The sequence below is a fragment of the Agrococcus sp. AC640b genome (assembly GCF_979255995.1).
In genome coordinates this window covers 133,182-150,383 of record NZ_CEEDMM010000020.1, presented here as the reverse complement: position 1 = coordinate 150,383, position 17,202 = coordinate 133,182, and the positions used below count along the sequence as shown (strand labels likewise).

General features: G+C 73.2%; 18 protein-coding genes. 15 read left to right on the top strand and 3 right to left on the bottom strand.

Annotated features, from left to right (window positions below; genetic code table 11):
- The first annotated feature begins 48 nt into the window (after positions 1-48).
- From ACZ6H8_RS09380 to ACZ6H8_RS09335, 10 genes are all read left to right on the top strand, one after another.
- A complete protein-coding gene (locus ACZ6H8_RS09380; RefSeq protein ID WP_464146505.1) occupies positions 49-1,062 on the top strand; it encodes a zinc-binding dehydrogenase in 1,014 nt (337 codons plus the stop codon).
- 3 nt (positions 1,063-1,065) lie between these two features.
- Positions 1,066-1,590: a gluconokinase gene (locus ACZ6H8_RS09375; RefSeq protein WP_464146504.1), complete on the top strand. Its 525-nt coding sequence runs from the start codon at positions 1,066-1,068 to the stop codon at positions 1,588-1,590.
- A 46-nt stretch (positions 1,591-1,636) separates the two neighbouring features.
- Positions 1,637-3,049, top strand: coding sequence for a GntP family permease (locus tag ACZ6H8_RS09370; protein ID WP_464146502.1), 1,413 nt, complete (start codon positions 1,637-1,639; stop codon positions 3,047-3,049).
- Between the two features lie 28 nt (positions 3,050-3,077).
- Positions 3,078-3,914 (top strand): SDR family oxidoreductase, encoded by an 837-nt coding sequence (locus ACZ6H8_RS09365; RefSeq protein ID WP_464146501.1) that lies wholly within the window; start codon positions 3,078-3,080, stop codon positions 3,912-3,914.
- 207 nt (positions 3,915-4,121) lie between these two features.
- Positions 4,122-4,778: a 50S ribosomal protein L25/general stress protein Ctc gene (locus tag ACZ6H8_RS09360; protein WP_464146500.1), complete on the top strand. Its 657-nt coding sequence runs from the start codon at positions 4,122-4,124 to the stop codon at positions 4,776-4,778.
- Positions 4,779-4,799: 21 nt separating this feature from the next.
- A complete protein-coding gene (gene pth, locus ACZ6H8_RS09355) occupies positions 4,800-5,375 on the top strand; it encodes an aminoacyl-tRNA hydrolase (protein WP_464146499.1) in 576 nt (191 codons plus the stop codon).
- A 68-nt stretch (positions 5,376-5,443) separates the two neighbouring features.
- The gene (locus ACZ6H8_RS09350) at positions 5,444-5,938 is read left to right on the top strand and encodes a hypothetical protein (RefSeq protein WP_464146498.1); all 495 of its coding nucleotides are present in this window, start codon (positions 5,444-5,446) and stop codon (positions 5,936-5,938) included.
- On the top strand, positions 5,935-9,531 hold the full coding sequence (gene mfd / locus ACZ6H8_RS09345; RefSeq protein WP_464146497.1) for a transcription-repair coupling factor: 3,597 nt from the start codon (positions 5,935-5,937) through the stop codon (positions 9,529-9,531). The genes ACZ6H8_RS09350 and mfd overlap by 4 nt, the downstream gene beginning before the upstream one ends.
- Complete coding sequence (locus tag ACZ6H8_RS09340) at positions 9,528-10,196, top strand: MazG family protein (RefSeq protein WP_464146496.1); 669 nt, start codon at positions 9,528-9,530, stop codon at positions 10,194-10,196. Before mfd ends, ACZ6H8_RS09340 begins: the two co-directional genes overlap by 4 nt.
- 63 nt (positions 10,197-10,259) lie before the next feature.
- Positions 10,260-10,727: a hypothetical protein gene (locus ACZ6H8_RS09335; protein ID WP_464146495.1), complete on the top strand. Its 468-nt coding sequence runs from the start codon at positions 10,260-10,262 to the stop codon at positions 10,725-10,727.
- Here the strand turns inward: ACZ6H8_RS09335 and ACZ6H8_RS09330 are convergent.
- Both ACZ6H8_RS09330 and rpmJ read right to left on the bottom strand, forming a co-directional pair.
- On the bottom strand, positions 10,689-11,375 hold the full coding sequence (locus ACZ6H8_RS09330) for a Pr6Pr family membrane protein (protein ID WP_464146494.1): 687 nt from the start codon (positions 11,373-11,375) through the stop codon (positions 10,689-10,691). The genes ACZ6H8_RS09335 and ACZ6H8_RS09330 overlap by 39 nt on opposite strands.
- Positions 11,376-11,493: 118 nt before the next feature.
- Complete coding sequence (rpmJ, locus tag ACZ6H8_RS09325; protein WP_464146493.1) at positions 11,494-11,616, bottom strand: 50S ribosomal protein L36; 123 nt, start codon at positions 11,614-11,616, stop codon at positions 11,494-11,496.
- A gap of 104 nt (positions 11,617-11,720) precedes the next feature.
- Between rpmJ and ACZ6H8_RS09320 the strand changes: the two genes are divergently transcribed.
- The gene (locus ACZ6H8_RS09320; RefSeq protein WP_464146492.1) at positions 11,721-12,638 is read left to right on the top strand and encodes a GTP-binding protein; all 918 of its coding nucleotides are present in this window, start codon (positions 11,721-11,723) and stop codon (positions 12,636-12,638) included.
- Here the strand turns inward: ACZ6H8_RS09320 and ACZ6H8_RS09315 are convergent.
- Positions 12,593-13,405, bottom strand: coding sequence for a Pr6Pr family membrane protein (locus ACZ6H8_RS09315; protein ID WP_464146491.1), 813 nt, complete (start codon positions 13,403-13,405; stop codon positions 12,593-12,595). The two genes, ACZ6H8_RS09320 and ACZ6H8_RS09315, sit on opposite strands and share 46 nt — an antisense overlap.
- A 75-nt stretch (positions 13,406-13,480) precedes the next feature.
- Between ACZ6H8_RS09315 and ACZ6H8_RS09310 the strand changes: the two genes are divergently transcribed.
- The 4 genes from ACZ6H8_RS09310 (at position 13,481) to ACZ6H8_RS09295 (ending at position 17,199) form a co-directional block, all read left to right on the top strand.
- Entirely contained in the window at positions 13,481-14,722 is a 1,242-nt protein-coding gene (locus ACZ6H8_RS09310) for a histidine--tRNA ligase (RefSeq protein WP_464146490.1), read from the top strand.
- Between the two features lie 122 nt (positions 14,723-14,844).
- Positions 14,845-16,125, top strand: a complete 1,281-nt coding sequence (eno, locus tag ACZ6H8_RS09305; RefSeq protein WP_464146489.1) for a phosphopyruvate hydratase — start codon at positions 14,845-14,847, stop codon at positions 16,123-16,125.
- 77 nt (positions 16,126-16,202) lie between these two features.
- Positions 16,203-16,625 carry an FtsB family cell division protein gene (locus ACZ6H8_RS09300; RefSeq protein WP_464146488.1) on the top strand — a complete coding sequence of 141 codons (423 nt, stop codon included), beginning with the start codon at positions 16,203-16,205 and terminating at the stop codon, positions 16,623-16,625.
- Positions 16,626-16,686: 61 nt separating this feature from the next.
- Positions 16,687-17,199, top strand: a complete 513-nt coding sequence (locus ACZ6H8_RS09295) for a DUF501 domain-containing protein (RefSeq protein WP_464146654.1) — start codon at positions 16,687-16,689, stop codon at positions 17,197-17,199.
- Positions 17,200-17,202: the final 3 nt, after the last annotated feature.

Sequence of the window (17,202 nt, the reverse complement as noted above, 5' to 3'; positions counted from 1 at the left end):
GGCGCCGCCGACCCGCCCCGACCGATCCACGACTCCAGGAGCATCGCCGTGACCCACGCATCCATCGCCGTCGTCGCCCACGCGGCGCACGACGTGCGCGTCGAGCCCGTGCCCACCCCGCAGCCCGCGGCCGACGAGGCCGTCGTCGCGATCGCCTACGGCGGCATCTGCGGCTCCGACCTGCACTACTGGAGCCACGGCGCAGCAGGCGAGTCGATCCTGCGGGAGCCCATGGTGCTCGGCCATGAGGTCTCCGGCGTCGTGGCCGTCGCCGCCGCCGACGGCTCGGGGCCCGCGGCGGGCACGCCGGTGACGGTGCATCCCGCGACCCCCGAGAGCTACCTCGGGTCGGCGGCGCGCCAGCCGCACCAGGACGGCGCCTTCGCCACGAGCGTCGCCCTGCCGTCGCGCATGCTGCGCGCGCTCCCGGCGGGGCTCGACCTGCGCAGGGCGGCGCTCGCCGAGCCCGCCGCCGTCGCATGGCACGGCGTCGGCCAGGCGGGCGACGTGCGCGGCCAGCGCGCGCTCGTGATCGGCTCCGGCCCCATCGGAGCCCTCGCCGTCGCCGTGCTGCGCCACCACGGCGCCTCCGAGATCGTGGCGAGCGACCTCCACGAGCTGCCGATGCGCGTCGCCCGCGAGGTCGGCGCGCACCGCACGATCGACGCGCGCGACGCCGACGCGCTCGCGGCGGTCGAGGCCGACGTCGTCGTCGAGTCCTCCGGCACGCTGCCAGGGCTCGCCACGGCCATCCGCTCCGCACGCCGAGGCGGCACCGTCGTCATGCTCGGCCTGCAGCGCTCCGGCGAGGTCGCGGTGCCCATCGCGGCGGCCATCACGCGCGAGCTGCGCCTCGTGGGCTCGTTCCGCTTCCGCGACGAGATCGACGACGTCGTCGTCGCCCTCGCCGACGGGTCGCTGCACGTCGCACCGGTCGTGACGCACGTGCTCGACGCAGCCGACGCCCTCGAGGCGCTGGGGATCGCGAGCGACGCATCGGTATCGTCGAAGGTGCTGCTGCGCTTCGGCGCCGCCGACGATGCCGACGACACGAGGGGCTGAGCGATGCCGGTCACGTATCCGCCGATGATCATGATGGGCGCGCAGGGGACGGGGAAGTCGACGATCGGCGCGGCGCTCGCCGCACGGCTCAACGTCGCGTTCATCGATGGCGACGACCTGCACCCGGCCGCGAACAAGCTGAAGATGGCGGGCGGCACGCCGCTCACCGACGAGGACCGCGTGCCGTGGCTCAAGGTCATCGGCGAGCGCATCGCGCAGGAGCGCGAGGCGGGGCGCATCGTGATCGTCGCGTGCTCGGCGCTGAAGCGCTGGTACCGCGAGCTGCTGCGCTCGAACGTGCCCGACCTGCTGTTCGTGCACCTCGCAGGCGAGCAGGACCTGCTCGAGCAGCGGCTCGCGGGCCGCGACCACGAGTACATGCCCACGACGCTGCTGCAGAGCCAGCTCGAGACGCTCGAGCCGCTCGCGGCATGGGAGGCTGGCGTGCGGGTCGACATCCATCGCACGCCCGAGCAGATCGTCGACGAGCTCCAACGACTGCTGCAGCGCCGCTCGCGCAGCGCGTAGCGACCGCCCGGCCCGACACCGACACCGCGAACGAGACGAGGACGTCATGGAAGATCTGGTGCTGCAGTGGGACCTCGGCACGGGAGGGCTCCTGCTGCTGGCGACGGGTGCCGTCGCGCTGCTCCTCGTGCTCATCATGGCGTTCAAGGTGCACGCCTTCCTCGCCCTCATGCTCACGAGCATCCTCACGGCCATCGCAGCGGGCATCCCGTTCTCGCGGCTCGTCGAGGCGCTCGGGTTCGGGTTCAACTCCACGCTCGGGAGCGTGATGCTGCTCGTCGCGCTCGGCGCGATGCTCGGCCGCATGATCGAGGCATCCGGTGGCGCGAAGGTGCTCTCGGACGCGATGATCGCGCGCTTCGGCGAGCAGCGCGCCGGCTTCGCGCTGTCGATGGCGAGCCTGCTCATGGGCTTCCCCATCTTCTTCGACGCAGGCCTCGTCGTGATGATGCCCATCATCTACGCCGTCTCGCGCCGCGTCGGAGGGTCGTTCCTCTCGATCGCCTTCCCCGCCGCGATCGCCTTCTCCGCGATGCACATCTTCGTGCCGCCGCACCCCGGCCCCGTCTCCGCCTCCGCCATCTACGGTGCCGACGTCGGCCTCGTGCTCGTCCTCGGCCTCGTCGTGGCGCTGCCGGTCTGGTACGTCGCCGGCAACCTCGTGGGCTCCCGCATCGGGCGTCGGTTCGACATCCCGGTGCCCACGATCCTCTCGGGCAAGGGCGACGACGACGCCGAGGCGTTCCGCTCGAACCCGTCGGTCGGGCGCATCGTCGCGCTGCTGGTGCTGCCGCTCGTGCTCATCCTGCTGAACACGGGCCTCAACATGGCCGCGTCGTTCCAGCCCGACCCCGACGCCTTCAAGGCGGAGCCGTGGGTCGCGATCCTGCGATCGCTCGGCGAGACGCCCGTCGCGCTGCTCATCACGGTCTTGGTGTCGATGTTCGTGCTCGGCTGGGGCATGGGCAAGTCGGGATCCCTCATCGAGAGGATCTCCGACTCGGCGCTCGGCCCCATCTGCTCCGTCGTGCTCGTCACGGGCGCAGGCGGCATGTTCGGCGGCGTGCTGCGCGCGACCGGCATCGGCGACGCCGTGGCGGAGTCGCTGAACGGCATCGGTCTGCCCACGATCGTCGCCGCCTTCCTCATCGCCCAGATCGTGCGCCTCGCGCAGGGCTCGGCGACCGTCGCGCTCACGACGGCGGCATCGCTCATGACGGGCGTCGTCGCGGCGGGCGACTACAACGCGGTGGAGGTCGCCGCGATCGTGCTCGCGACCGCCGCGGGCTCGGTCGGCTTCAGCCACGTCAACGACTCCGGGTTCTGGCTCGTGAGCCGCTTCTTCGGCATGGACATGAAGCAGACCCTGTCGACGTGGACGCTGCTGCAGGGCCTCATGGCCGTGCTCGGCTTCGTCCTGTCGCTCGTGATCTACATGCTCGGCGGGGTGCTGGGCTAGGCGGCGTGCCGGGGGAGAGGATGGCGACATGACCCACCCCCGCAGCCCCCTCGCCCTCACGGGCGTCACCGGCACGCTCGGAGGCCTCGTGCTCGCACGGCTCGCGGACCTCGACCCGGTCGTCGTCGTGCGCGATGCCGCCCGAGCGCCGGCGGGCTTCGCGGCGCGCGTGGCGACGTACGCAGACGGCGACGCGTGCCGCGCCGCGTTCGCAGGCGTCGACACGCTGCTGCTCGTGTCGGGCTCGGAGTCGCCGACGCGCCGCGACGAGCACGCGAGCGCCATCGCCGCGGCGGCCGCCGCCGGCGTCGGGCACGTCGTCTACACGTCGTTCCAGGGTGCAGCCCGCGACGCGACCTTCACGCTCGGCCGCGACCACGCCGCCGCCGAGGAGGCGCTGCGTGCCTCGGGCATGCGCTGGACGTTCCTGCGCGACGGCCTCTACCAGGAGGCGCTCGTGCGCTTCGCCGACGCCGATGGCGTCGTGCGCGGCCCGGCGGGCGACGGCAGGCTCGCGCCGGTCTCGCAGCTCGACGTCGCCGACGTCGCAGCCGCCGTGCTCCGCGAGCCCGCATCGCACGCGGGGCGCACGTACACGCTCACGGGCCCGGACGCGCCCACGATCGCGGAGGTCGTCGCCCGCGCGAGCGCCGCGACCGGTCGGCCGCTGCGGTACGAGGACGAGACGATCGAGGAGGCCTACGCGTGGCGCCGCGAGCAGTGGGGCGCCGAGCAGTGGCAGCTCGACGCCTGGGTGTCGACGTACACGGCCATCGCCGACGGATCCCTCGCGACCGTCTCGCCCGACGTCGAGGCCGTCACCGGCAGGCCGGCACGCTCGATCGAGCAGACCTTCGCCGCCTGAGCGCCCGAGTCGCCGCCGCCGCGCGCTCGACCGCTCGACCGCGACACGCCCGGAGTGCGAGGCCTGGTAGTGTCGACGGTCGAGACCTCGGCGAGGGGCGCGACGCGCCCGTGATCGACGCGGTGGCGAGCCTCAGGCTCCCTCCCGCGTGCGTGTCGAGACCAGACGACCACCCGGGCCCATCCGGCCCTGACAGGGAGCATCACCATGAGCAGCGACGACAACACGCTCACCACCGAGATCCGATCCGAGTTCGGCAAGGGAGCGGCCCGCCGCCTCCGCGCCGCCGGCAAGATCCCCGCGGTCCTCTACGGCCACGGCACCGAGCCGCGTCACCTGACGCTCGACGGCCACTCGGTCTTCCTCCTCGTGCGCAAGGCGAACGCCGTGCTCGACCTGCAGATCGAGGGCGAGTCGCAGCTGGCGCTCGTGAAGGACATCCAGCGCAACCCGGTCCTCCAGGGCATCCCCGCGCTCGAGCACCTCGACCTCATCGTCGTGCGCCGCGGCGAGAAGGTCCAGGTCGACGTGCCCGTGCACGTCGAGGGCGAGAGCGCTCCCGGCACGATCCACAACCTCGAGAACACGACCCTGCTGCTCGAGGTCGAGGCGCTGCACATCCCCGAGAGCGTCGTCGTGTCGATCGAGGACCTCGAGGAGGGTGCGCAGGTGCTCGCCTCCGAGGTGACGCTGCCGAAGGGCGCGGCGCTCGTGACCGACCCCGAGACGCTCGTCGTCGGCATCTCCGTGCCGCCGGCCCCCGTGCTCGAGGACGAGGACGCCGTCGCCGCAGAGGGCGACGAGACCGTCGAGGACGCCGAGGGCACCGAGGGCGCCGACGAGTCCAGCGACGACGACGAGTAGTCGCACGGCTCCTCGCAGCGCATGACCGACGCGTGGCTGGTGGTCGGGCTCGGCAACCCCGGGCCCGACTACCAGCGCACCCGTCACAACGTCGGCGTCGACGTGCTCGACGAGCTGTGCTCGCGGGCGGGCGTCACGCGCTCCCGGCACCGCAAGGCCGCCGCGAGCGTGGGCGAGCGTCGCATCGTGGGCGGGCCGAAGGTCGTCTTCGCCTTTCCCGAGACGTACATGAACCGATCCGGCGGGCCCGTCGCATCGCTCATGGACTACTACTCCGTGCCCATCGAGCAGGTCGTCGTCGTGCACGACGAGCTCGACCTGCCCTTCGGCACCGTGCGCCTCAAGCGCGGCGGCGGTGCGGGTGGCCACAACGGCCTGCGCGACGTCATCGCAGCCCGTGGCGCGGACTTCATCCGCGTGCGCATCGGCATCGGGCGCCCGCCAGGCAGGCAGGACCCTGCCGACTTCGTGCTGAAGCGCTTCGGCGGCACCGAGCAGCAGGAGCTGCCGTTCATGGTCGACACGGCGGCCGACGCGGTCGAGCAGGTGCTGCGCGACGGCCTCGTGCCCGCGCAGCAGGCGCTCCACGCGCCGTAGACCAGCGGCGACGACGCCGTGCACGTCGAGGCGCGGCTAGCATGGGACGTCGACCGGGAGGGGATCGGATGCACGTCCGACAGCGCGCGCTGCGCGGGATCGCCGCAGGAGCGGCGGCGAGCGCGATGGTCCTCGCCCTCGCCGGCTGCGTCGGCGGCGACGACGACCGGGGTCCGACGGGCCCGAACGGCTACGAGCTGGGCGCGACGGTCGGCGACGACGTCAGCGTCTGGTGGGACGTCAGCGAGACGACCGGCACGGTCGACGTGATCCTCGAGCGCTCCGGCCAGTCGCAGCCGCTGGGCGTGTGCCTGGGCTCCAGCGGCACGATCTGCGTGCTCGGCGACGCCGCGGTCGACCCGTTCGTCGTGTTCCTCGGACCGCAGGGCACCGCAGCGGAGATGGCCTTCAACGGTCAGCCCATCCCCATGTCGGTCGTCGAGGGCACCCCGGCGGGCGGGGTCGGCATCTACGTCGGCGCAGGCACGCCCGTCGACCCGTCGACGCTGCAGCTCGGCTTCACGATCACGGACGCCTCGGGCGCGGTCGTCTGGCAGCAGTGAGCCTCGCGCCACTGCTGGCCGTCCTCGAGGAGACGGTGCTCGCGGACGCACGTCGACGCATCGCCGTCGGCGGCACCTTCACGGTCGCCGAGGGCATGCGGGCACCGCTGCTCGCTGCCATCGCATCCTCGGAACGACCGCTGCTCGTCGTCACGTCGACGAAGCGCGAGGCCGATGCCCTCGTGCACGAGCTCGAGGCGTGGCTGCCCCACGCGATCGTCGTCGCGTTCCCCGCCTGGGAGACGCTGCCCCATGAGCGGCTGAGCCCGAGCGCCGAGACCGTCGGGCAGCGGTGGCGTGCGCTGCACGACGTGCGCACGCGAGCGGCGGGCACGCCCGCGATCATCGTCGCGTCCGCACGCGCTGCGCTGCAGCCGACGCCGACGGGGCTCGGCGACGCCGAGGCGATCGTGCTCGAGTCGGGGCAGCGCGGCGTCGACCTCTCGGGCCTCACCCGATCGCTCGTGCAGCACGCGTACCAGCGCGTCGACATGGTCACGCGTCGCGGCGAGTTCGCGGTGCGCGGCGGCATCCTCGACGTCTTCAGCCCCGCAGAGGAGCATCCGATCCGCGTCGACCTGTTCGGCGACGAGGTCGAGCAGCTGCGATGGTTCCGCGTCGCAGACCAGCGCTCCGACCCCGAGCCGGTGCCGTCGATCGAGCTGCCCCCTGCGCGCGAGCTGCTGCTCACCGACGACGTGCGGGAGCGCGCGGCCGCGCTGCAGCAGGAGCTGCCCGCCATGGAGGGGATGCTCGAGAAGGTCGCGAACGGCATCGCCGTCGAGGGCATGGAGTCGCTCGCACCGCTGCTGCTGCCCGGCCTCGTGCCCGTGACGCACCACCTGCCCGATGCCGCCGTCGCCGTCATCGGACCCGAGCGGGTGCGCGACCGTGTCGCGATCCTCGACGACACGAACCGCGAGTTCCTCGAGGCCGCGTGGTCGGCGGCGGCAGCAGGTGCGCAGGTGCCCGTCGACCTCGCCAGCGGCGGGTTCCTCGAGCTCGAGGAGCTGCGCGACGCGGCCGACGGCCCCTGGTACGCGCTGTCGTCGTTCGGCACCGACCTCCTCGACGACGGCGCCGAGCTGATCTCCAGCATCCCCAACCCCGTCGGGCACGGCGCGGAGGCGGCGGTCGACGCCGTCGTCGCGCTCGCACGCGACGGCTGGCGCGTCGTCGTGACCGCCGCAGGCCACGGCACGGGAGAGCGCGCGACCGAGGTGCTCGCCGAGCGCGGCGTCGCAGCGCGCCAGGCCGACGACCTGCCCGCGACGCTCGAGGCGGGCGTCGTGCATGTCGCGAAGGCGAACGTCGAGCTGGGGTTCCGCGTCGAGCAGGCCCGTGTGGCCCTCGTGAGCGAGGCGGAGCTGTTCGGTCGCGCCGTCGGCGTCGACGCGCGCGCCCCGCGCAGGCTCGCCACGCGCCGCGGCACCGTCGTCGACCCGCTGCAGCTGAAGCCCGGCGACCTCGTCGTGCACGAGACGCACGGCATCGGACGCTTCGTCGAGCTCACCCAGCGCACCGTCTCCTCCGGTGGACGCAACGCGACGCAGACGGTGCGCGAGTACCTCGTGCTCGAGTACGCGCCGTCGAAGCGCGGGCAGCCAGGCGACCGGCTGTCGATCCCCACCGACCAGCTCGACCAGCTCTCGCGATACGTCGGCGGCGAGAGCCCGACCCTGTCGCGCATGGGGGGCAGCGAATGGCAGGCGGCGAAGTCGAAGGCGCGCAAGGCCGTGCGCGACATCGCCGTCGAGCTCGTGCGGCTCTACGCCGCGCGCATGTCGTCGAAGGGGCACGCCTTCGGCGCCGACACCCCGTGGCAGCACGAGCTCGAGGATGCCTTCCCGTACGCCGAGACGCCCGACCAGCTGACGACGATCGACGAGGTCAAGCGCGACATGGAGCGCGAGGTGCCCATGGATCGCCTGCTCTCCGGCGACGTCGGCTTCGGCAAGACCGAGGTCGCCGTGCGCGCCGCGTTCAAGGCCATCCAGGACGGCAAGCAGGTCGCGATGCTCGTGCCGACGACGCTGCTCGTGCGGCAGCACCACGAGACGTTCGCTGCACGCTTCGCCGGGTTCCCGGTGCAGGTCGCGGCGCTCAGCCGCTTCCAGTCGAACGCGGAGGCGAAGGCGACGCGGCAGGGGCTCGCCGACGGCACCGTCGACATGGTCATCGGCACCCACCGCATCCTCACCGAGGGCGTCGCGTTCAAGGATCTCGGCCTGGTGATCATCGACGAGGAGCAGCGCTTCGGCGTCGAGCACAAGGACGCGCTGATGCAGATGAAGACGAACGTCGACGTGCTGTCGATGTCGGCGACGCCCATCCCGCGCACGCTCGAGATGGCGGTGACGGGCATCCGCGAGATGTCGACGCTCGCGACGGCCCCCGAGGCGCGGCATCCGATCCTCACGTTCGTCGGCGCCTACTCCGACCAGCAGGTGGGTGCGGCGATCCGCCGCGAGCTGCTGCGCGAGGGGCAGGTGTTCTTCGTGCACAACCGCGTGTCGTCGATCGCCCGCACGGCGGCGCGCATCTCGGAGCTCGTGCCGGAGGCGCGCGTCGCCATCGCCCACGGCAAGATGAACGAGCACCAGCTCGAGCAGGTCATCGTCGACTTCTGGGAGCGCAGGTTCGACGTGCTCGTGTCGACGACGATCGTCGAGACGGGGCTCGACATCCCGAACGCGAACACGCTCATCGTCGACCGCGCCGAGCGATACGGGCTCAGCCAGCTGCACCAGCTGCGCGGGCGCGTCGGCCGTGGGCGCGAGCGCGCGTACGCGTACTTCCTGTACGACGGCGAGACGCCGCTGTCGGAGACGGCGCACGACCGACTCGAGACGATCGCGGTGCACAACGAGCTCGGCGCCGGCATGCAGGTGGCGATGAAGGACCTCGAGATCCGCGGCGCCGGCAACCTGCTCGGTGGCGAGCAGTCGGGCCACATCGCAGGCGTCGGGTTCGACCTGTACCTGCGGATGGTCGGCGAGGCGGTGTCGACGTTCCGCGGCGATGCGGAGGATGCGCCGCGCGAGCTGCGACTCGAGCTGCCCGTCGACGCCGTCATCCCCGAGTCGTACCTCGACGCCGAGCGACTGCGCCTCGAGGCCTACCAGAAGCTCTCCGCTGCGGCGTCGTCGCCGTCGGACACGGCCATCGACACCGTCGCCGACGAGCTGCAGGACCGCTACGGCCCGCCGCCGCAGCAGGTCGAGACGCTGCTGGCCATGGCGCGGCTTCGGAGGCAGGCGATGCGCTCGCGGCTGTCCGAGGTCATCGCCGTGGGTCCGAACCTGCGCGTCGGGCCCGCGGACCTGTCGGAGTCGCTGCAGCTGCGGCTGCGGCGCATGTACCCGACTGCGAAGTGGAACCAGCAGGCGCGCACGCTGCTCGTGCCTGCGCCGACCGCGGGCGGTGGCCGGCTCGCGGGAACCCAGGCGCAGCCGCTGCCCGACGTCGAGCTCATCGCGTGGGTGTCGCAGCTGCTGACGGCGATGTTCCCGCCGCCGCCTGCCGAGCGGTCCGTCACGCTCGACGCCGACGGCGAGCCCGTCTCGGATGCAGCGAACGGCGGCGCGGCATGACCGGCGAGGCCGCGCGCGCCGATGGGCTCCACGACCTCGTCGCCGTCGTCGCGCGACTGCGCAGGCCCGGCGGGTGCCCGTGGGATGCGGAGCAGACGCACGAGAGCCTCGTGACCTACCTCGTCGAGGAGACGTACGAGCTCGTCGATGCGATCGAGACGGGCGACGTCGTCGGCATCCGCGAGGAGCTCGGCGACGTGCTCTACCAGGTGCTGTTCCACGCCGACATCGCCGCGGTCGAGGAGGGCTTCGACATCGACGACGTCGCACGCGACGCGGCGGCGAAGATGCGCTCGCGGCATCCGCACGTGTTCGGCGACGCGCAGGTGTCGGGCGTCGACGACGTCGTGGCGTCGTGGGATGCGCTGAAGCGGGCCGAGAAGTCGGAGCGCGACAGCGCCCTCGACGGCATCCCGCCCGGCCTGCCAGCGCTCGCGCTGGCGCAGAAGACGCTGCAGCGCGCCAGGAAGGGCGGTCTCGTCGCCGCGCCCGCCGTCGATGCGGGCGCGCCGGAGACGGAGCAGCAGCTGGGTGCGACGCTGCTGGCGATCGTCGAGCAGGCGAGCGCGCACGGGCTCGATGCCGAGCGGGCGCTGCGGCTCGCGGTGCGCGAGCGCGACGCGGCGCTGCGGGCGCAGGAGCGCGCCGGCGGCCTCGCGCCGTGACGCGCTGACGCTGCGCGCGCCCAGCGCGCCTCGCTAGCCTTGGCGCGCCGAGGGGAGGCGCGCATGGTCTGGGTCGAGGTGCTGCTCGCAGTGGCGTCGGGGGCCGTGCTGGGCGCGCTGCTGCTGGCTGGCCGGTCGTTCGCGCCCGGGCCGACGGCGATGGTCGTGTGGGTGGCGGTGGCGGTGCTGGCCGTCACGGGCGCCGCGGTGCTGGCGACGCAGCCGGTGCTCGTCGTCGCCGCCGGCTTCGCGACGGCCGCCGTCGTGGCCGTCTCGGGTGCGCCGTGGGCGGCCGCGCGCGCCGACCCGCACCTCGTGGCCGTGCCCTACTGGTCTCGGTTGCGGTCGGATGCGCGGCTGCGCGCCGACGCCGTGCGTCGTGATGCGCGGGCTCCGCAGGCGGCGCCGGTGCAGCGCGACCTGTCGACGGCCGGCGCGGAGGCCGGGGAGTCGGACGCCGCGGACGCGGGGGAGCCCGACGCCGCGACGCGCTCAGTCGGCGGCGACGCCGATCCGCACGCGCGGGCGTGACGCTCCGGCGCGAGGCCGCCAACGGATCCGGCCCACGATCGTGACCAGCGCGATGCCCACGACGAACGCGAGCAGCACCTGCCCCGTGGGCACGACGAGCCCGCCGACCCCGCCGTGCACGGCAGGGTCGAGGAACGGGTACGGGATCCAGCCGTCGCCGAGGCCGCCGCGCACCCACGACAGCGCGAGGTACGCGATCGGGTACGCCATCCATGCGGCGATGCAGCGGCCCACGCGCAGCGGCCGGTCGGTCGGCACGAGCAGCCAGTCGACGGCCATGAGCACCGGGATGAGCCGGTGCTGCGCGAAGCTCGGGTAGGCGACGTCGAAGCCGAGCGCCTCGGCGGGGGAGGCGAGCAGCACGGCCCACACGAGCCCCGTCAGCACGATGTACGCCGTCGCGGCGCCGCGCAGCGCGTCGAACCAGCGGGGCCGGCCGTCTGGCCGCAGCAGCATCCACGCGACGACGACGAGCACGAGCATGTTCGACTGCACGGTGAAGTAGCCGAGGTGCTCGCTGACGCGGTCGCCCTGCCCCGCGACGGTCACGAGGTTCCAGACCTCGGCGAAGACGCCCGCGAGCAGCACGACGGTGCGCAGCGCCACGATGGGCACGGAGCGGTCGGTCAGCGACCCCGATGTCGTCACGTGCTCATCGTGGCACGCGGCGCGGCGGTGGAGGCGCAGGGACGCGGCGGCGGCGCCACCCGCTCCGGCTCGTGGCGCCTCGCGCCCTCGGCGCGGTGCGCCGCCTCGCCACCGCGATTCAGCCCTGCCTGCCCTTCATGCGCGGGTTGCGCGTGTTGATCACGAACACCGTGCCTCGACGCCGCACGACCTGCGCTCCTGGCTGACGGGCGAGGGACTTGAGCGATGCGCGGACCTTCATGGCGACCTCCTGGCTTCCGCATGCGTCGCCGCATGTAATGATGAGAACGGTTCTCAGTAAAGCAGATGGAGGAGACGATGGCCGTGGCGACGATGGTCCTGGGCGTGAGCGACCACGAGCGCTCGCTGCATGCGCGACGCCTCGCGGCGGCCACGAGCGCACCGCTCGTGCCCGCGGCGGCGATCGAGCACGCCGCCGTCGACGGCATCGCCGAGGCGCTCCTGCCCGGCGTCGGCGTGGTCGTCGACGTGCCCGCGGGCGTGCAGCCCATGCACGTCGTCGGCATGCTCGCCGACGCCGAGCAGCCCGGCGCCATCGAGTGCGTCGTGGATGCTCGCACGCTGCTGCGGCTGCTCGGCCTCGCGGGCACGCCGCCGTGCGGGTGCGGCCGTGCCCAGCGCCTCGTCGAGCAGCTCGAGCAGGCGACCGTCGCGACGATCGTCGGATGGCATGCGCTCGACACGCCCACGCTCAGCGTCGCGATGGCGCTCGTCGCCCACGTCGCGCCGCGCGCGCGGCTGCGACTCGAGCGCGGCGTCGTCGACCCACCCGCCGGCCGGCGCATCCAGGCCGTGCACGATCACCCCGGATGGACGTGCGTGCTGAACGGCGACCACGACCCCCACATGACCGATCCGCGCGTCTCGGCGCTGCGGTTCGAGCACGTGCGCCCGCTGCACCCCGTACGCCTGGTGCGGGCGCTCGAGGCCCTCGGCGGCGGCACGCACGGCGCCGTCGTGCGCTCGGCGGGGTTCGTGACGCTCGCCACGCGCCCGGGACGCATCGGCTGGTGGGATCAGGCGGCGGGCTCGTTCGCGCTCCATGCGCTCGACGTCGACCCCCACGACCCCGTCGCGCTCGGGCAGGAGCTCGCGATCATCGGCGTCGACCTCGACCATGCCGCGATCGCCGCGACGCTCGCCGCGGCGGCGCTCGACGACGACGAGCTCGCAGCGGGGCCCGGCGCGTGGACCGGCTACGCCGACCCGCTGCCGGCCTGGGAGCCGGAGCCGACGGCCTGAGGGCGCGAGGTCGACGCGCCGAGGTCGTCGCGTGCGGCGTCGTCTGCCGCGCGCTCGCGATCGTCGACGCCGACCTGGTCCTCCGGCGGCGTCGAGGGCCCCGCATCCCGCAGTCGCACGCGCGTGGCAGGTCCCGACCCCCGCGGCCCCAGCAGCGCCACGAGCACGACGAGCGCCACGAGGATGCCGAGCACGCCCGTCGTCTGCACGGCGACGCCCAGCCAGCCGTCGGCGGCCACGGGGTTGAGGAACGGGTACAGCCACGCGCCGATCTGCTGCGCGATGATCACCGCGACGATCCCGTAGGCGGCCGGGTAGAGCAGCCACGTCCACGCGAAGCGGCGCCGGGCGCGCGTGCGGCCGGGCGTGAGCGCCCAGTCGAGCACCATGACGAACGGCACGAGCTGATGCTGCACGATGCTCTGGAACGGCTCGGCCGGGTTCAGCAGCGAGCCCGGCTCCAGCACCGTCACGTACGTGACGCCCGCGAGCAGCACCCACGTCGTCGTCGCGGCCCGCAGCCAGTCGAACCACGCCGGGCGGTGCGTCGCCGGCTGCGCGACCATCCAGATCGCCACGATCCCCGAGAGCACGGCTGCCTGCGTCGTGAAGTACGAGAAGTGCACGACGAGCGAGGCGCCGAGGTCGAGCAGCACGCCGACGCGTCGCGCCTCGGCCGCGACGACCATCCCCACGATCGTGAGTCGCAGCAGCTGCGACGCGACGCCGTGGTCGCGAAGCAGCGGTCTGCGGAGGCGGAGGCCCATCGCTCCATCCTGCCGAACTCCCACGCCGCTCGTGGACGCACCGGCGAGGATGCGGGATGCGGGAGGATGGAGCACGTGGCATCCCAGGTGAACCCTCCCCGTGGCATGCGCGACATGCTCCCCGCCGAGCAGCGTCGACGCGCGCACGTCGCCGGCGTCATCCGCGGCGCCTTCGCCGATCACGGCTTCGAGGAGATCGAGACGCCCGTCGTCGAGCTCGCCGAGCGCCTGCACGCCGGCCTCGGGGGCGACAACGAGAAGCTCGCGTTCGGCATCCAGCGCCGCGGCCTCACCGTCGACGACCTGCGTGCCGCCCAGAGCCCGGCCGAGCTGAACGACCTGGGCCTGCGCTTCGACCTCACGGTGCCGCTCGCGCGCTACTACGCCACGAACCGCGCCGAGCTGCCCACGGTGTTCCGCGCCATCCAGATCGCGCCGGTGTGGCGTGCGGAGCGTCCCCAGGCCGGGCGCTACCGGCAGTTCGTGCAGTGCGACATCGACATCGTCGGCGAGCCGGGCATCCAGGCGGAGCTCGAGCTCGTCGCCGCGACCGCCGACGCCCTCGCCCGCCTCGGGCTGGCAGACGCGTTCCTGCGCGTCAACGACCGCCGCATCCTGCACGCGATGCTCGAGGCGGCAGGCGTGCCGGAGGCGGCGCGCGAGGGCGCGCTCATCACGATCGACAAGCTCGACAAGGTCGGCGAGTCGGGCGTCGACGCCGAGCTCGATGCCGCAGGCCTCGACGGCGCGGCCGTGCTCGCGCAGATCGCTGCCGTCGCCGCCGGCGACTGGTCTGCGCTGCCCGACGATGCCACCGAGTCCGTGCGCACGCTGCTCGACGCAGCGGGCGCAGGGGGGCTCGGCGTGCGCCTCGAGCTCGACCCGTCGCTCGTGCGCGGGATGGGCTACTACACGGGCGTCATCATGGAGATCGCGCACCCCGCGGTGCCGTACTCCATCGGTGGCGGTGGGCGCTACGACGGCATGGTGGGGCGCTTCCTCGGCACCGACGTGCCCGCGGCGGGCATCTCGTTCGGCTTCGAGCGCCTCATCGACCTGGTCGAGGTCGCAGCGGACGCGGGCGGCGAGATCGTCGGCATCCTCCACGACCGCGACGTGCCGCCCGCGACGCTCGTCGCCGTGAAGCGTCGCATCGTCGAGACGGGCAGAGCCGTGCGCGTCGCCCGCCGCACGAAGAACGTCGGCCGCGTGCTCGATGGTCTCGCCGCCTCCGGCGCCACGCACGTGCTGACGCTGCGTGCCGACGCCGACCCCGCTGGCGACCTCGACGTGCAGCCGTTGCGCGCGACCGACTGAGCCTCGGCGAGGCGCTGCGAGCCCTGCGCCGTCCCAGCCCGACGGCTAGGCTCGGACGCGGGCGAGCGCTGGCTGGCGCGGTGCCCGCGAGAGACCACCACACCAAGACGCAAGGAGTCCACGTGGCATCCATCGACGCACTGCTCGCCCGCGAGATCCTCGATTCGCGCGGCAACCCGACCGTCGAGGTCGAGGTGCTGCTCTCCGACGGCGCCGTCGGCCGCGCCGCCGTGCCCTCCGGTGCATCCACCGGCGCGTTCGAGGCGTACGAGCTGCGCGACGGCGACGCCGGCCGCTACCTCGGCAAGGGCGTCGAGCAGGCCGTGTCGTTCGTGAACGACGAGATCGCCGACGCGATCGAGGGCTTCGCAGCCGACGACCAGCGCATCGTCGACCAGACGCTCATCGAGCTCGACGGCACCGACAACAAGTCGCGCCTGGGAGCCAACGCCATCCTCGGCGTCTCGCTCGCCGTCGCGAAGGCCGCAGCCGACTCGGCCGCGCTGCCGCTGTTCCGCTACCTCGGCGGCCCCAACGGCCACGTGCTGCCCGTGCCGATGATGAACGTCATCAACGGTGGCGCGCACGCAGACACCGGCGTCGACATCCAGGAGTTCATGATCCTGCCGATCGGCGCCCCCTCGTACCGCGAGGGCCTGCGCTGGGGCACCGAGGTCTACCACACGCTCAAGAAGGTGCTCGGGGAGCAGGGCCTGTCGACGGGCCTCGGCGACGAGGGCGGCTTCGCCCCCGACCTCGCCAGCAACCGCGCAGCGCTCGACCTGCTCGTGCAGGCGATCGAGAAGGCCGGCTTCACCCCCGGCAGCGACATCGCGCTCGGCCTCGACGTCGCCGCGAGCGAGTTCTTCGAGGACGGCGCGTACCGGTTCGAGGGCAAGTCGCGCACGAGCGCCGAGATGGCCGACTACTACGCCGACCTCGTCGACGCCTTCCCGCTCATCACGATCGAGGACCCGCTCGACGAGGCCGACTGGTCGGGGTGGACCGCCATCACCGAGCAGCTCGGCCAGAAGGTGCAGCTCGTCGGCGACGACCTGTTCGTCACGAACCCCGAGCGCCTCTCCGAGGGCATCCAGAAGGGCGCCGCGAACGCGCTGCTCGTGAAGGTCAACCAGATCGGCACGCTCTCGGAGACGTTCGACGCCGTGCGCATCGCCGCAGGCGCCCGCTACGCGTCGGTGCTGTCGCACCGCTCCGGCGAGACCGAGGACACGACGATCGCCGACATCGCGGTCGCCCTCAACGTCGGCCAGATCAAGACGGGCGCCCCCGCGCGCAGCGACCGCGTCGCGAAGTACAACCAGCTGCTGCGCATCGAGGAGGACCTCGCCGAGGCCGCCGTGTACGCGGGCGCTGCGGCGTTCCCGCGCTTCCAGGGCTGAGGGTCGTAGCCTGACCCCCATGGACGAACGGCCCGGCGGCATCCGCGGCCTCGGACGCGCAGGTCGGCCGCCTGCGGGTGTCGTGGACGCTGCTCGTCGTCGGCGGGCTCGTGGTCGTGGGCGCGTTCACGCTCGCCCCGTCGATCGGCCTGCTGCTCGAGCAGCGGCAGACGGTCGCCGACCTGCAGGATCAGGTCGCCCAGCAGCAGGAGAACGTCGACGACCTGGGCGACGAGGTCGCCCAGTGGGACGACCCCGCGTACATCGAGGCGCAGGCTCGTGACCGTCTCTTCTACGTCTACCCGGGCGACGCGGCGTTCGTCGTGCTCGACGACCGCGGCCCCGCGGAGTCCGCCGAGCAGTCGCAGGCGTTCACCACCGACCTCGTCGAGAGCGAGGGCGACTGGGTGCAGGCGAGCATCGCATCCGTCGTCATCGCCGGGCTCACCGATGCAGGGGCCGACGACCTCGCATCGGGCACGCCGCTCGACGCGCGCTGACCGCGCACCCCACGGAAGGATCGACGTGATCGAGCACGCCACCGAGGCCGACGTCGCCGCGATGACCGCCCAGCTCGGCAGGCCCGTGCGCGACGTCGTGGGCATCTCCGCGCGATGCGGCTGCGGCGCGCCCGCCGTGGTCGCCACGAGGCCGCGGCTCGCGAACGGCACCCCCTTCCCCACGTTCCACTACCTCACGCATCCCGGCGCCACCGTCGCCGCGTCGCGGCTGGAGGCCTCGGGCGCGATGGTCGAGCTGCAGGCACGGCTCGACGACCCCGAGGTCGCAGCCGCCTACCTCGCCGCGCACGAGGCGTACCTCGCAGAGCGCGCCGTGCACGGCGACGTGCCCGAGATCGACGGCATCAGCGCAGGCGGCATGCCCACGCGCGTGAAGTGCCTGCATGCGCTCGTCGCCCACAGCCTCGCAGCCGGCCCCGGCGTCAACCCGATCGGCGATGCCGCGCTCGCGCTCGGCGACTGGCAGCCGGAGACGTGCACGTGCAGTCGACCGTCGGGCGACGGGCTCGGTGCCGCGGAGGGCGCGGTCGGGGCCGACTCCGAGCAGGAGTAGCAT

What these genes read in the sequence shown, in the direction of transcription:
- rpmJ (WP_464146493.1), bottom strand. Translation starts at nt 11,616, where the DNA reads ATGAAGGTCCGCGCATCGCTCAAGTCCCTCGCCCGTCAGCCAGGAGCG.
- ACZ6H8_RS09370 (WP_464146502.1), top strand. Translation starts at nt 1,637, where the DNA reads ATGGAAGATCTGGTGCTGCAGTGGGACCTCGGCACGGGAGGGCTCCTG.
- ACZ6H8_RS09335 (WP_464146495.1), top strand. Translation starts at nt 10,260, where the DNA reads ATGGTCTGGGTCGAGGTGCTGCTCGCAGTGGCGTCGGGGGCCGTGCTG.
- ACZ6H8_RS09315 (WP_464146491.1), bottom strand. Translation starts at nt 13,405, where the DNA reads ATGGGCCTCCGCCTCCGCAGACCGCTGCTTCGCGACCACGGCGTCGCG.
- ACZ6H8_RS09360 (WP_464146500.1), top strand. Translation starts at nt 4,122, where the DNA reads ATGAGCAGCGACGACAACACGCTCACCACCGAGATCCGATCCGAGTTC.
- ACZ6H8_RS09350 (WP_464146498.1), top strand. Translation starts at nt 5,444, where the DNA reads ATGCACGTCCGACAGCGCGCGCTGCGCGGGATCGCCGCAGGAGCGGCG.
- ACZ6H8_RS09375 (WP_464146504.1), top strand. Translation starts at nt 1,066, where the DNA reads ATGCCGGTCACGTATCCGCCGATGATCATGATGGGCGCGCAGGGGACG.
- ACZ6H8_RS09365 (WP_464146501.1), top strand. Translation starts at nt 3,078, where the DNA reads ATGACCCACCCCCGCAGCCCCCTCGCCCTCACGGGCGTCACCGGCACG.
- pth (WP_464146499.1), top strand. Translation starts at nt 4,800, where the DNA reads ATGACCGACGCGTGGCTGGTGGTCGGGCTCGGCAACCCCGGGCCCGAC.
- ACZ6H8_RS09295 (WP_464146654.1), top strand. Translation starts at nt 16,687, where the DNA reads ATGACCGCCCAGCTCGGCAGGCCCGTGCGCGACGTCGTGGGCATCTCC.
- ACZ6H8_RS09340 (WP_464146496.1), top strand. Translation starts at nt 9,528, where the DNA reads ATGACCGGCGAGGCCGCGCGCGCCGATGGGCTCCACGACCTCGTCGCC.